Annotated in this window: 16 protein-coding genes and 1 pseudogene; 7 read left to right on the top strand and 10 right to left on the bottom strand. The window is 55.6% G+C overall.

What is annotated here, in order from left to right; all coding sequences use genetic code 11:
* Positions 1-4: 4 nt before the first annotated feature.
* The 7 genes from QPJ95_RS11110 to bhcR all read right to left on the bottom strand — a co-directional run bounded on the left by QPJ95_RS11110 (position 5) and on the right by bhcR (position 6,839).
* Positions 5-1,396: an amidase gene (locus QPJ95_RS11110; RefSeq protein WP_270919408.1), complete on the bottom strand. Its 1,392-nt coding sequence runs from the start codon at positions 1,394-1,396 to the stop codon at positions 5-7.
* A gap of 2 nt (positions 1,397-1,398) precedes the next feature.
* The gene (locus QPJ95_RS11115; protein WP_270919409.1) at positions 1,399-2,709 is read right to left on the bottom strand and encodes a TRAP transporter large permease; all 1,311 of its coding nucleotides are present in this window, start codon (positions 2,707-2,709) and stop codon (positions 1,399-1,401) included.
* Between the two features lie 56 nt (positions 2,710-2,765).
* Positions 2,766-3,320, bottom strand: a complete 555-nt coding sequence (locus QPJ95_RS11120) for a TRAP transporter small permease subunit (RefSeq protein ID WP_270919410.1) — start codon at positions 3,318-3,320, stop codon at positions 2,766-2,768.
* Positions 3,321-3,396: 76 nt separating this feature from the next.
* Entirely contained in the window at positions 3,397-4,434 is a 1,038-nt protein-coding gene (locus tag QPJ95_RS11125) for a TRAP transporter substrate-binding protein (RefSeq protein WP_270919411.1), read from the bottom strand.
* An 85-nt stretch (positions 4,435-4,519) separates the two neighbouring features.
* Positions 4,520-5,248, bottom strand: a complete 729-nt coding sequence (locus tag QPJ95_RS11130) for a maleate cis-trans isomerase family protein (protein ID WP_270919412.1) — start codon at positions 5,246-5,248, stop codon at positions 4,520-4,522.
* Positions 5,249-5,472: 224 nt separating this feature from the next.
* Positions 5,473-5,643 carry a hypothetical protein gene (locus QPJ95_RS11135; protein ID WP_270919413.1) on the bottom strand — a complete coding sequence of 57 codons (171 nt, stop codon included), beginning with the start codon at positions 5,641-5,643 and terminating at the stop codon, positions 5,473-5,475.
* Positions 5,644-5,990: 347 nt separating this feature from the next.
* Entirely contained in the window at positions 5,991-6,839 is an 849-nt protein-coding gene (gene bhcR, locus QPJ95_RS11140) for an HTH-type transcriptional regulator BhcR (protein WP_270919414.1), read from the bottom strand.
* 168 nt (positions 6,840-7,007) lie between these two features.
* Here bhcR and bhcA point away from each other — a divergent pair, with 168 nt between their 5' ends.
* The 5 genes and pseudogenes from bhcA to QPJ95_RS11165 all read left to right on the top strand — a co-directional run.
* On the top strand, positions 7,008-8,186 hold the full coding sequence (bhcA, locus tag QPJ95_RS11145; RefSeq protein WP_270919415.1) for an L-aspartate--glyoxylate aminotransferase BhcA: 1,179 nt from the start codon (positions 7,008-7,010) through the stop codon (positions 8,184-8,186).
* 30 nt (positions 8,187-8,216) lie between these two features.
* The gene (bhcB, locus tag QPJ95_RS11150) at positions 8,217-9,167 is read left to right on the top strand and encodes a beta-hydroxyaspartate dehydratase BhcB (RefSeq protein ID WP_270919416.1); all 951 of its coding nucleotides are present in this window, start codon (positions 8,217-8,219) and stop codon (positions 9,165-9,167) included.
* Positions 9,168-9,181: 14 nt separating this feature from the next.
* Entirely contained in the window at positions 9,182-10,345 is a 1,164-nt protein-coding gene (gene bhcC, locus QPJ95_RS11155; RefSeq protein WP_270919417.1) for a 3-hydroxy-D-aspartate aldolase BhcC, read from the top strand.
* 71 nt (positions 10,346-10,416) lie between these two features.
* Positions 10,417-11,385, top strand: a complete 969-nt coding sequence (gene bhcD / locus QPJ95_RS11160; RefSeq protein ID WP_270919418.1) for an iminosuccinate reductase BhcD — start codon at positions 10,417-10,419, stop codon at positions 11,383-11,385.
* A 225-nt stretch (positions 11,386-11,610) separates the two neighbouring features.
* Positions 11,611-11,752 (top strand): annotated as a pseudogene (locus QPJ95_RS11165) (IS5/IS1182 family transposase); the annotation flags it as partial.
* Between the two features lie 92 nt (positions 11,753-11,844).
* On the opposite strand, the gene QPJ95_RS24450 reads toward QPJ95_RS11165, so the two are convergent.
* Entirely contained in the window at positions 11,845-12,084 is a 240-nt protein-coding gene (locus tag QPJ95_RS24450; RefSeq protein ID WP_449301434.1) for an integrase core domain-containing protein, read from the bottom strand.
* Between the two features lie 116 nt (positions 12,085-12,200).
* Positions 12,201-12,587, bottom strand: a complete 387-nt coding sequence (locus tag QPJ95_RS24455; protein WP_449301435.1) for an IS3 family transposase — start codon at positions 12,585-12,587, stop codon at positions 12,201-12,203.
* 153 nt (positions 12,588-12,740) lie between these two features.
* Between QPJ95_RS24455 and QPJ95_RS11175 the strand changes: the two genes are divergently transcribed.
* The gene (locus QPJ95_RS11175) at positions 12,741-12,887 is read left to right on the top strand and encodes a hypothetical protein (protein ID WP_270919419.1); all 147 of its coding nucleotides are present in this window, start codon (positions 12,741-12,743) and stop codon (positions 12,885-12,887) included.
* A gap of 88 nt (positions 12,888-12,975) precedes the next feature.
* Complete coding sequence (locus QPJ95_RS11180; RefSeq protein ID WP_270919420.1) at positions 12,976-13,188, top strand: hypothetical protein; 213 nt, start codon at positions 12,976-12,978, stop codon at positions 13,186-13,188.
* Between the two features lie 289 nt (positions 13,189-13,477).
* On the opposite strand, the gene QPJ95_RS11185 is transcribed toward QPJ95_RS11180, so the two are convergent.
* A complete protein-coding gene (locus QPJ95_RS11185; protein WP_270919421.1) occupies positions 13,478-14,104 on the bottom strand; it encodes a TetR family transcriptional regulator C-terminal domain-containing protein in 627 nt (208 codons plus the stop codon).
* Between the last annotated feature and the right edge of the window lie 5 nt (positions 14,105-14,109).

Below are 14,109 nucleotides of genomic sequence, written 5' to 3' on the forward strand. Positions count from 1 at the left end.
TCTGTCAGGACGCGAACAGCGGAAAGGTCCAGCCTGGACCTTCCGCCTCGATCTGAGATGCAAGGTCGAGCAGCATCTCCTCAGAAAATCGGTCACCGATCAACTGCATACCAATAGGCATTCCTGCAGCATCCGGGCGAACCGGCACGGTAACGCCGGGATGCCCGCTTGCATTAACCCAGCCGGTATAGATGGCGTGACCGCGCGGCCCGACCGACTGGCCGTCGATTTTGTCCGGGAACCCGTCGCCCGCAGGCCAGGGCTGTGCTGCTGCAGACGGAGTCATGATGACGTCCCACTCAGCAAACCCAAGCGACACCTCCGAACGCAGATCGCGCACTGCCTCAAGCGCGGCAAACAACGCGTGCGCCGGAATGTCTGCGCCCTGCCGCGCCATGTCCAGATAGAGGGGCGAGGCCCGATTGGCCATGTCCGGCACAGTTGCTGCGATATGGGCCAAACCGATCTGAGCGAATTTGCCCCAAAACGCATCCAGCGCCGTCAGGTTGAACGGCAATGCGCCGCGAATGACCTGATGACCCATTCCCTCAAGTTGATTTGCCAGCGCTCGGGTCGATGCCACGATCTGCGGATCACAAGGGTTCTCAGCGAACTGTTCAACATAGAGGATTTTCAGTGCGGCACCTGGGTTGCGCTGCGGTTCAATGGCACGGGATGTTGCATCCAGCAGATCCGGCCCTGCAATCGTTGAGTATAACAGCCGCAGATCCCGCACAGTCCGGGCGATCGGGCCAACCACTTCAAAATCCATCAGAATCTGAGGCAGCCCACCGTGGCGTGGAACTGATCCTGATGTGGGTTTGAGACCATAGAGACCCGTATGGCCGCAGGGCCGTCTGATGGATCCACCTCCGTCAGTGCCCAATGCCACTGGTGCCAGACCGGCAGCGACAGCGGCCACCGAGCCGCCCGATGAACCGCCAGGGGTCAGGGTCAGATCCCAGGGGTTGCGCGTGACGCCGAATGTGTTGTTAGCCGTATATCCTTCGACCGCGAATTCCGGGCAGTTGGTTTTGCCTACCAGAATGGCACCTGCCTCGCGCAGGCGCCGCACTGGAAGTTCGTCATTTTCGCGGGTCTCGGAAAACACGGCGCCGCCCCAGGCTGCGGGCAATCCAGCCATCGAAAGATTGTCCTTGAGCGCAACCGGAACCCCTTCCAGAGCTGACCGGGCAGCACCGCCTGCTAGGCGCTTTTGACTGTCTCTGGCCTGTTCCAGCATATCGCCGGCAATACTGACATAGGCGTTCACCTGCGGGTTCAGCCGTTCAATGCGCGTGACCAATTCAGTGACAACCCCAACAGGGGTTGCTGCTCCAGTGCTGTAGGCGGCCGATAACCCGGCCGCCCCCAGTTTCCAGTAGTCATGTGCCATAGTCAGTGCCCACTCATCGAATCTGGCAGCCACAACACAATGTCCGGCATCATGATCAGCAGCATTGTGAACAAGATCATGATCAGGGCATAGGGCAGGGCGCCCAGAACCACGTCCCGGAACGGGCCGCCATCGCTTCTGACGCCCTGCACAACATAGAGGTTCATGCCGACCGGTGGTGTGATCATCCCCAGTTCGCACATCAGCACGATGAAAATGCCAAACCAGATCGGATCCACGCCGACGGCCGCAACGATCGGCAAAGCCACCGGAATGGTCAGGACCTGCATCGACAGAACATCCATGAACATGCCCAGGAACAGATAGAACACAATCAGCACCAGCAAGAGCCCCGTCGACGAAAGCCCAAAGGATGCGACCCAGGCCGTCATCGTCTGTGCGATACCGCCCAGGGCCAAGGTGACGTTCAGCATAAAGGCCGCGGTGATGATCAACAGGATCATGCCGGTTGTCTTGGCGGTTTGGCGGAAGCAAGTGTCGAAAAACTCGAGGCTCAACTTACCTTCGCGCGCGGCAAAGGCCAAAGCGGTCACAACCCCCAAGGCCGCAGATTCCGTGGGGGTGGCGATGCCCATGTAGATCGAGCCCATGACAACCCCGAAAATGATCATCGGCGGCACCAGGTGGACCAGCGAACGAAGACGTACATCCAGCGGTGCCAGCTCTTCTTTTTGTGCAGGTCCGGCATTGGAACCAAATTTGGATTCAATGGCGATGTAGAGCATGAACAGGATGGTCAGGGTCAGCCCAGGAATGATGCCGGCGAGAAACAGCTGCCCAATCGATACATTGGCCAGGGAGCCATAGATCAGCAGGTTCACACTTGGCGGGATCAGAATGCCCAAGGTGCCACCCGCCGCAAGCGAGCCCAAAGACTGACGAGCGCTATATCCTCGGCTATCCAAAGCCGGAAGCGCAACGGTGCCAACCGTGGCAGCTGTGGCCACAGACGATCCGGACGTCGCGGCAAAAAGTGCACAGCAGCCAATGTTGGTGTGCAGCAATCCACCGGGCAGGCGGCCCAGCCAAAGGGCCAGGGTTCCGTACATCCTGTCGGCAATACCGCTTCTCAGCAGAAGCTCACCCAGCAGGATGAACAGCGGAATGGCGGTCAGGATGTTCTCGTTCTGAACCCCCCAGATCACCGGGCCCATCGAATTCAACAAAGGCATGCCATACAGCATCACCCCGCCAATAACACCAAGCACGACCATAATGACCGCGATCGGGAAGCTCATCAGCAGCAATCCCATCATGCTGAAGAAGCCTACAAATACAGATCCAATTCCCATCTTATTTCCTCGTTTGCGGCCTTCGCGGCAAGATTTTGTATTAATCCGAAAACACTTTAGCGGCGTTTCAGATCACCTAGTTCTTCTTCGAGCTCTTCGTTTGTGCCCTTGGGGTGGAAGTGTTCTGACAGATCATCCAGACGCCCGGTGGCAACCATATAGGTGGCTTTGACCGCAAGAAGGGTGGCGCAGAATGAAAACAGGCACAGCGCCGCAAACCACACTGCCTGCGGATAGATCAGCGGTGTCGCCCAGGGGGTCGGTGCCGTGCTGCCGTAGCTGACGGTGTCAATCACGACGATCCGCCCGACATAGATCATAAAGGCACCCAGCGTGGCGAGCGACACGATAGACAGCCAATCCATGATAGCTTGTAGTTTGGGAGGGAAGCGTGCGTGGAACACGTCGATCCTGATATGGGCGCGATCAACCAGCGCGACGACAAAGGCCAGACTTGACCCGACAGCCAGAACATAGCCGCCCAACTCGTCCGCACCTTCAAAGGAAAAGTTGAACAATTTGCGGGAGAGGGTCTCGATTGAGACAAATATCGACAGCCCAATCAGGGACGCGCCGAATAGCCGACTGGCCAAATGGGCTAAAAAATGCATTCGTTGTTCGCCTTGTAGGTTTGTATGACCGATGCAGTTGACGGGGCCGAAACGGCCCCGTCGTTGTCATTTCGGATCAGTGGTTAAGCGCATCACCGACCGATGCTTTCCAGTCTGCGGAACATTCTGAATTCTGCGCATCGCAGATTTCAGCCCAGGTCGGGAACGAGATTTCCTGAACAGCGTTGCCGATGATGCCGCGATCCTTATCTGTGATCGGAACCAGTTTCAGGTCATAGGACTTACCGGTCTCACAGGGTTGGGCACCGACGTTGCAGCGCACCGCATCGTCAAACAGTTCTTCCGAATAGGTCCAGATTTCGTCGACCAAGGCGTCAAAACCAGCTTCCAGCTTTTTCTGGTCCTCGGGGGTCATCGAATTGAAGGCATCCAGGTTCATCCCGTAGCCATTCATCGCCAGCTGGAATGCGACCGGCAGCATATAGTTGGTCACTTCGGGCCAACCGGCCGAGTTTGCCGAACTGGGTCCGGTGATGGCGCAATCAACCACACCGCGGGCGAGCGACTGGTGCACGTCGGGGAAACCGATGGGAACCGGGGTGCCCCCGACTGACGATACGAAGTTGGCTAGGTTTTGGTCATAAACCCGCACCTTCTTACCCTTCAGGTCGCTCAGCTGGCCAATTTCAGGCTCGCAGAACAGCACCTGTGGACCAAACGGCCACACACCCAGAAGCTTGGTGTTGAATTTGGCCTGAAGCTGCGCGTCCACCTTATCCCTGTAGGCGGCAGAGGTAATCCGGCCGGTGGCGTAGTCGGGGTTCAGACCAACCAGGTCCAGACCCAGAATGGTCGGCTCGTCCCGTGACACCTGCGACAGCCGCAGCGATACGATGTCCACAAGACGTGATTTCAGAATACGCAGCTCTTCGGTGTCTTTGATGCCTGTGACGTCGAGGGGCTTGTAATCCATCGTCGCGTCAATACCGGTCCGTTCTGCAAAATTCTCAAAGAACGGCTGTTCCACGTTTTTCTGGATCAGTCCGGTGGCGACGGGTTGCCCGATCGCCTTGAACTCATATGTCTGCGCCATGGTAAAGCTAGCGCTTACCGTCAACGCGGCCGCTGCGGCCAATGTTAATGTTTTTCTCATGTATTCCTCCACTATGGTAGCTTAAAAGACCGGCGGGTTGTAAATGTGCACAACACCACCGGTTGATCCGAGCGAGAGATGCCAGTTACAGAGTTTCCTGAAACAGACACCCCCAGCCCCGAACCCGGCTTGCGTCGCACCCAGCCAAAAGCATGGCGTGCCAAATCGTGAATGAGACGCTGTCCAAGACCGGTATCCCCAGCTCCTCCTCGAGCAGGGGGGCGATCCGTGTTCCGTTGAAATTGGTGCAATAGATGGCAATGGCTTCGGGTTTGTCCTGCGCAACCTCGCGCACCATCCTTTCAATGGTCGCTTCGTCGTACTCCGAGAACGAGTAATTGCCCTTGTCTTCCAGGTGGCGTTCCGAAACGCACTGAAACCCCTGGGCTGCGAAGTTCGTCTCGATGGCGGACTGCACGTCTGACAAATACGGAGTCACCAATGCATATTTGCTCACCCCCAACGCCTTGAACGCCTCCAGCAAAGCCAGCGTCGATGTTGTAGCCGGCGTGCCTGTGCGCTCTGTGATCAATCGGCAAAGCTCGTGATCGTTGTCAATTCCGACCCAACCCCCAGATGTTCCGCCCCAGGCGATTACATCAGATTTTGCATCCGCAAGAAGTTCTGCTGCCTGCAGTTGCGGGGCGAATTGGAACTGTCCCAGTGCGGATTCACTCAGTGAGATTTCGGTCACTCCAAAGCGGGCAAAATGCACTGAGACGTCAGATAGATCTGCCACCACATTAGCTGCCTGAGGCTCCATGATTGTGTTTGAAGATGGCGTCAGCAATCCAAGCTTCCAGCGATGGGACATCAGTCTTTCCTTTTCAACAACCAGTTTCTCCAAGGTAGACAAAAAATATTAAATATCAAATTTTTTATTATATTTCGTACATCCGATTGATTTTAATAATGAAATTGTCACCTTGAAGGGATGTGTGTACTCAGGCAAGTGTCAGGACTCGGGAATGAGGCCAGGCTGCCAGATGGCACCCGCGTGAGTTCTCTGTTCGCGGCATACCCTTGTCCGAAACCTATCTACGGCTTGTCTTGGGGGTTGGACAGATCAGCGAGACCCAGCTTTTCGCCTGGGCTCATGCCTTGATTTGTGGTGCGATGAATGCCAGCTTTGACCCAAATATTATTGAGATAAGCGACCGGGCCAAGGCTGAAATGGATCGCTGTTTTGATACCATGATTGAGCAGCATTCAAAAACGCCAACGGCTTCGGTGCTGCCAGCCGTGGCGAATGCGCCAGAACCCATCGAGCTAGGCCAGATCAGAATCAATATGAAAATCTGCATCGGTGGCGCAGTGATCGAAACACGTGATGCATTGCTCTCGACCCTATATGGTCTGCTCAGCAATCCCGAGCAACCGGACCTATGCCGCGAACACAATACCTGGGGTCAGGCATGCGAGGAAGGCATGCGAGGAAGGCCTGCGTTGGGTGGCGGAAATCGGTGGCCGCGCGTCGGACAATCAGGCTGTAGGCTAGTCAGCACACAGCCAGCGATTGAGCTGGCTGCCGATGTTACCCAGACGTCAACCCGGTTTCAGGGCGTCTGTTGCTTAGACTTACCGCCTATGGCAGCAGACAATTCGCCTGCTGCGGCCAAGACAGACTGACCCAACTTGGAAACCTGGTCCAACCCAACTCGTGAGGTTGGCCCGGACACAGAAATACCCGCGACGGCCTCACCATGGATATCAAAGACTGGCGCCGCGATACATCGCATGCCCAAGTTGCGCTCTTCGCCGTCAAGGGCATAGCCCCGTTGCCGGGTGACTTGAAGATCCTCTAACAACGCGTCCCTTTCGGTCAATGTGAACTCGGTGAAACTTTCAAGCGGTGCGCGGGCTAGAAACTGTTCAAAGCGTTGCATGTCCATTTCCGCCAATAGTGCTTTGCCGATGCCAGACGCGTGAAGCCGTGACAGCGTACCAGGCGGAAAAAAGGCGCGGATACTAGCACGAGTCTCGACTTGGCTGACAAACAGAACATGGCCGTTTTGCTCTATACCGATATTGGCGGTTTCACCGGTTTCTTCCATCAGCGCCCTCAGGAATGGGCGGGCGCGTTCCACAAGGCTGGTGCGACGCAGAAAGCGGGATCCTATCACAAACGCGCGCGCCCCTATATTCCAGACCTGATCAACCTTATCAAATTCAACCAACCCCCGCCCCTCCAGAGTTACCAGTATGCGATAAACGGTGGCCGGAGATTGGCTAAGGTCACTTGCAAGTGTGGATAAGGACTTGCCCTGCGTGTCACTCAGAAACTCAAACACCTCCATTGCGCGATCCAGAGATTTGATCGTGTTTTGAGCGGTCTTGTCGTGCCAATCCCGTGGTCGACCACGGGATTTCCGTGTGGGTCGGTGTTCATTATCTTGGGAATCCACAAAATTAGTCCTATTCTATGTGAAAGACTTTTTCATCATATGAAAAATGCAAGCCTATAACAATAGTACATTATTTGACACTGCCAGCTTTTGAAAAACTTTTTCAAAAAAATATCACTGCCGGATCCGGAAATGTACTGTGGCGGTAACGAGTAATAGGAGACGACCGTGAGCTTCCAGAACCCAGTTTTCATTCCTGGCCCCACCAATATGCCCGAGGCGGTCCGTCAAGCCTGCTATATGCCGACCATTGACCACCGTTCGCCAACCTTTGGCAAAATCTTGCACCCTTGTTTGGATGGCATCCGGCAGGTTCTAAAGTCGGCAGACGCCAAGATTTTCATCTTCCCATCGACCGGCACTGGCGGCTGGGAAACTGCATTGTCCAATACCCTTAGCAAGGGCGACAAAGTGCTGGCTGCGCGCAATGGCATGTTCTCGCACCGGTGGATCGACATGTGTCAGCGCCACGGCCTAGATGTCCAAATTGTTGAAACCCCTTGGGGCGAGGGCATCCCGACGGACCGTTACGCGGAAATCCTAAAGGCCGACACAAACCACGACATTAAAGCCGTGTTGGCCACCCATAACGAGACCGCGACCGGTGTAAAATCCGACATCGCAGCCGTCCGCAAGGCGCTGGATGCAGCCGGCCACCCCGCCATGTTATATGTTGATGGTGTCAGCTCCATCGCCTCGATGGATTTCCGTTTTGACGAGTGGGGCGTCGATATCGCCATCACCGGCTCGCAAAAGGGTTTTATGTTGCCAGCAGGCCTGGCCATCATCGGCTTTTCCAGCAAGGCAATCGCGGCCACTGCGCACTCGGATCTGCCAACAACCTTCTTTGACATTGGCGACATGCAAAAAGGCTATGACGCCAACGCATTCCCTTACACGCCACCAGTTGGCTTGATGAACGGGCTGAAGCTGTCTTTGGACATGCTGCTCGACGAGGGGCTAGAGACTGTATTTGCACGCCATCACCGCATCGCGGAAGGTGTTCGGGCAGCTGTCTCGGCGTGGGGACTAAAGCTTTGCGCAACTTCCCCTGATCTCTATTCTGACACGGTCAGCGCGATCTGCACACCAGAAGGGTTCAACGCCACGGACATTGTGACTCTTGCAGCTGAAAAATACGACGTGGCCTTTGGGGTCGGGCTTGGCGAGGTTGCGGGCAAAGTGTTCCGTATCGGTCACTTGGGCAGCCTGACAGACGTCATGATGCTCAGCGGTTTGGCCACTGCCGAGATGTGCATGGTTGATCTGGGTCTGGATGTGAAGCTGGGCTCTGGCGTTGCTGCTGCTCAAGACTATTACCGTAACAACCCCGCAGTCGCGCAATAAGACACGGCACCACAGAAGGAACCGTAACTTATGTATATTCCAACCTTTGATGACATGATGGCCGCCCATGAGCGGGTAAAACCTTACATTCATCGCACCCCTGTGTTGACCTCGTCCTTTCTGAACGAGCTGACCGGCGCGCAGTTGTTCTTCAAGTGTGAGAACTTTCAGAAGGCGGCGGCCTTCAAGGTGCGCGGCGCGTCCAACGCGGTCTTCGGGCTGTCGGATGAAGAGGCTAAGAAAGGCGTCTGCACCCACAGCTCCGGTAACCATGCTTTGTCTTTGAGTTACGCGGCCGGTCGTCGTGGCATCCCGTGCAACGTGGTCATGCCACGCACGGCGCCGCAGGCAAAAAAGGACGCTGTCAAAGGCTATGGCGGGATAATCACTGAATGTGAGCCATCCACGTCTAGCCGCGAAGAGGTGTTCGCTCAGGTCCACGCCAAAACCGGCGGCAATTTCGTGCACCCGTATAATGACCCCCGCGTCATTGCAGGCCAAGGCACATGTTCGCGCGAACTGATCGAGCAGACAGACGGCTTAGACATGGTTGTCGCCCCCATCGGCGGCGGTGGCATGATATCGGGCACCTGTTTGACCCTGTCGACCCTTGCGCCTGAAACACAGGTTATCGCGGCCGAGCCCGAGCAGGCCGACGATGCATATCGCAGCTTCAAAGCCGGCCACATCATCGCAGATGATGCGCCGGTGACGGTTGCCGATGGGCTGAAGGTTCCGCTCAAAGATCTGACTTGGCACTTTGTGTCCAACCACGTCACCGACATTCTGACCGCAAGCGAAGACGAAATCATCGCCGCGATGAAGCTGACATGGATACGGATGAAAATCGTTATGGAAGCCAGCTCCGCTGTGCCTCTTGCCACCATCCTCAAAAATAAAGATCGGTTCGCGGGTAAGCGGGTCGGCGTCATCATCACTGGTGGGAATGTCGATCTCGACCTTCTGCCATGGCTCAACTAAAGGGAGCATAAGCTATGAACTCGCATGTAAATCTCAACGACCTCGAGGTAGGTTTTGACGTTCCCGCCCTGCCTGGCATGGACGAGGCTGACATCCAAACACCTTGCCTGATTCTTGATCTGGACGCGCTGGAGCGCAATGTCAGGAAAATGGGCGACTACGCAAAAGCACATGGCATGCGTCACCGCGCCCACGGCAAAATGCACAAATCGGTGGACGTGCTGAAGCTGCAGCAAGATATGGGCGCTGCCGTTGGTGTGTGCTGCCAGAAGGTCTCCGAGGCGGAAGTCTTCGCGCGCGGTGGCATCAAAGATGTGATGGTGTCGAACCAAGTCACTGACCCGGTTAAGATCGACCGGTTGGCCCGCATGCCCAAGTTGGGCGCGCGCATTTTGGTCTGTGTTGATGATCCTGAAAACGTCAAAGCCCTGTCAGAGGCCGCCGTTAGACACGGCACGCAAATCGAGGCGCTGGTCGAGATCGATTGTGGTGCCGGTCGTTGCGGTGTGAACACGACGCAAGACGTGGTGAACATTGCAAAACTGATCGACGCAGCGGACGGCCTGAAATTTGCTGGCATCCAAGCCTACCAAGGCGCGATGCAACACATGGATCTGTACACGGATCGCGAAGAAAAGCTGAACGCGGCGATCGAACAGGTTGGCGACGCAGTCACCGGTCTGAAAGCCCAAGGCCTGGACTGTGATATTGTTGGCGGCGGCGGCACAGGCTCATATTACTTTGAGAGCAGCTCGAACGTATATAATGAGCTTCAGTGCGGGTCTTATGCCTTTATGGACGCGGATTATGGCCGTATCCTTGATAAGGATGGCAAGCGTATCGATGACGGCGAATGGGAGAACGCGCTGTTCATCCTGACGACCGTGATGAGCCACGCGAAAGCCGACAAAGCCATCGTGGACGCTGGCCTGAAGGCACAATCTGTCGACAGCGGGTTGCCAACTGTTTTTGGCCGTGTCGATGTTGAATACCTGAAATGTTCTGACGAACACGGGGTCGTCGCCGACCCGGACGGTGTCCTGAAGGTGAATGACAAGCTAAAGTTGGTTCCCGGTCACTGTGACCCGACCTGCAACGTGCACGATTGGTATGTCGGTGTCCGCAACGGCAAAGTCGAAACACTTTGGCCCGTCTCGGCGCGCGGAAAAGCATTCTGAGGCCACTTCTTCCTGGCCCAGCCTGAGGTCGGCGGTGCCGACCTCCTTCTTATTTTTGGAAAGCACTTCACATGATCATCGTTCCAGAGCGTGAAATCCCAGATCTTATGACCCGCAAAGCAGCCTTTGACGCAGTCGAAGGTGTCTTTGCAGCCATGGCATCACAAGATGCCTATAACTTCGCAGTCATCCGCGAAGCCATTGGCCACGAGGATGCGCTGTATGGCTTTAAGGGCGGGTTCGATCAGGCGGGCATGGCGCTTGGCCTGAAGGCCGGCGGCTATTGGCCAAATAACATGGAAAAGCATCAGTTGATCAATCACCAGTCGACTGTCTTTTTGTTTGATCCTGACACTGGTCGCGTCAAAGCAATGGTCGGCGGCAACCTTCTGACCGCATTGCGGACAGCCGCCGCATCCTCCGTTTCGATCAAGCATCTGGCCCGCAAAGACGCCAAGGTCATCGGTATGATCGGCGCAGGACACCAGGCAACGTTCCAGCTGCGTGCCGCACTTGAGCAGCGGGAATTCGAGAAAGTCATCGGCTGGAACTTCCACCCTGAGATGCTTCCGAATATTGAAAAAGTTGCAAACGAGGCCGGCCTGCCGTTTGAGGCAGTTGAGCTGGATCAACTGGGTCACGACGCGGATGTGATTATCTCGATCACCTCGGCCTTTGCACCGTCTTTGCTGTCCGAGCATGTTTCAGCGGGCACGCATATTGCCTGCATGGGCACTGATACCAAAGGCAAGCAAGAGGTCGAGTCCGCCCTTTTGGCCCGCGCTACGGTGTTTACGGACGAGGTTGCCCAGTCCATCAGCATCGGCGAGGCGCAGCATGCCGTGGGTGAAGGCTTGATCAAAGAAAGCGATGTGAACCAGCTTGGCGCCGTGATCAATGGCACCCATTCCGGTCGCACCTCTGCCGACGAAATCACGCTGTTTGATGGCACCGGTGTTGGTCTGCAAGATTTAGCCGTCGCGGCAAGTGTCGTTGACCTGGCTATTGAAAAAGGCGTGGCAATCGAAGTCGATTTCTAGAGTTTATCGGCTTTGTTGCACAAATCAGTTGAGAGGATTCATCTCGTGAATCCAGCGTGGTATTTGGCGGTCATGAGCAACTGGTCACCAACAACTTCCAAAACCACGAACTGGTCGAACTATAACCGTTGCCCTGTCGACGGCACAGCCGCCTGCCGGGCAACGGACAGTACCGGCATCAAGGCCCGCTCTCGGCAGCATCCTGCGGATGCGCCTGCCGGGCAGCGAATGCATGGTGTGAAATTGCTCGGCCAGCGCCTATCTGCGAGAGACTTCGACCGGCAGGTTGCGGAGATTAAAAATCCGGGCCGCGATCCTCAACGGCTTTACAGCGCTTTGCATGCTCGAAACTGTTGCAGTAGCATGAATCCGTCCAGGCTAAGGGGAAGTCTGGCCTCAACCCCATTTGTGCAACTAAGCTACTCCCCAATAGTTGGACAGATTTTGGCGGAAATTAAGCTACTCTCTGCACCTGATGGTCGGGGTTGGTTGTTTCAATTCTCTGCCAGTAAACCACGGTGGTGGGCCGCCAAGGGCTGAGTGTGGGCGCTTGTGAGTGTAGAAAACGATCCATTTTCTGACGCCCGCCTTCGCTTCGGATCCGCTCTCCCAGGCATGCAGATAGACGCATTCGTATTCAGGAGACCGCCAGAGCCGTTCTACCAAGATGTTGCCGAGGAACCGGCCTTTGCCGTCCATCCACTGCCCGGCAGTGCATGTTTATATGCATGAGAGGGGGTAGATAGGTGATGTCGGCACACCAAACTTGATTGGGCCGACCCACCCGCAGGCCACGCTGCAAGTAGGGAAAAATCTTATGGCTCTTTGCGGCCTTGCCCCCTCTCGCACATGCAAGCATGTGTTGCCGGGCAACGGCTGTTCGGCTTTTGGTCGATCGGCATGAGGCCCAGCAGCCGCATCAAACGTCTGATCCGTTTCTCATTGATCAGGTTTTCTTCATTCCGCAGGTGCCCTGTCATCCGCCGACCGACAGGGCACCTGCGCAGCAATGTCCCGACAGGCTGGCGAACACCATAAAACGGGGTCTCCAACAACGGCTTGTCGATCATCCGCATCAGACCGAGGTTCATCTCGGTCTCAGCTTTTACCTGCTCTTCATCAATTTCCGGGGTTTTTCGGCCACCGCGCTCAAACAGGCCTGAAGCGCCTTCCAGCAAAGCCCGTTTCCACTGATGGATCATCGTTGGCTGAACACCGAACCGGCTGGCCAGCTCGCTGACCGCCTCCTCGCCTTTCAGCGCTTACAGCGCGACCTTGGCCTTAAACTCTGGGTGAAGTTGCTTCCGTTTCGACATATCTGATCTCCTTCGTATTGAAGACCAGCAGTCTACAAATTGCAGCCTACGCCAGTGTCCGAATTTCGGGGGGTCGCTCACCATGAGGCGATTGATGCGCTGTTGTCCGAGGAATTTACCAACCGCGAAACCCGCCGTGTGTCCATGGCACTGATGACCGCCAAGCTGCTGCCTCCCTCTCATTGAATGCTGTTCGATCACCTGTTGGGCAAGGATCAAAACGATTGAAACCTTCGACTTCTCGTTCCAACCGTTTTTGGACAGAAGCCGTATCATGGTTTTGGCGCAGCTGGATTTTGTCAGGCGCGCGGAAACCGTTCACTTCCTGGATCCGCCTGGCACCGGCAAAAGCCATTCACTGCCCGGCAGGGCCTGTTGGCAGGTCCGAGAGGAGGGTGACAGCGCTTGGCGTGGCCTGCGTCAAAGCGGGCAAGAGCGTTTACCGCGCGACCTTAGCTGGGCTGATCGAAGCGTTGCCCAGGGCTGAGCGCGAAGGACGCCTGGTAGAAAGATTGCGGTTCTACACTTCCGAGCGGCCATATACCGCTTTTGATAAGCGCACGCCGGACAAAGCATACTTCGGCAAAGTAGAAACACAAAAAGCAGCATGAACAGAAAGCTGATGCATCTTAAACAAGCCGAAAACCTGTCCTGAAAAGCAGGACCGCTTCACTCGTATCCGGTCCACTGGCTGAAGGCCGACTGGCGCAACAGACCAGCCAGAGAATGCAGACAGATAAGAGGGGAAATCATCAAGTTGCGTAGAGAATGCTGGCTTAAAAGTGTTTTGGGAACAGGCCGCTGGCAATGTACATGCAAGCGTCGACTGCTTTTTGACGATCAAATTGGTCGGGGTTCAAGTGAAAATCCGTCCACATACCTTCAAGGAGAGCAACGAACGCATTCGCAGCCAGAATCGCATCAGCATTTTGATACTGCCCTTCCTCAATGATCTCTTCGCAAATCTTGATCAGTGAATCTCGAAACGGCTTGTTTCTGGAATCGACCAGGGCACGATATTCTGGATGAGAATTCACCTCTGCGCGAAAGGCAAACCAAATGGCCATATTGCGCTTGTTCAACACTCCCTTGGCAAAATCAGCGGAAATGATAGCGCGGAGCCTGGAGATCGGACTTTCGTCCTCGGACGCGAATGCGTTTTGCCAGTTTGCCTCATATGAATTGTACAGTTCTTCAGCCACGGCGAAGAGCAGGTTATCCTTTGATTTGAAGTGCAAGTTAATCATGCCATTCGATAGACCGGAAATCTGCTGAATGTTCTTGATGGTTGCGCCGCGCACCCCGTGTTGAAAAATGGCTTCCGCTGCGGCATCCAGAAGTTGCCCCCGATGAGCGCTCTTCTTTTTGTCTCTGGCGTTTTGAGGGACGTCAGTCTTGGTCATCTTGT

The sequence above is a fragment of the Parasedimentitalea psychrophila genome, assembly GCF_030285785.1.
In the GTDB taxonomy this organism is placed as follows: domain Bacteria; phylum Pseudomonadota; class Alphaproteobacteria; order Rhodobacterales; family Rhodobacteraceae; genus Parasedimentitalea; species Parasedimentitalea psychrophila.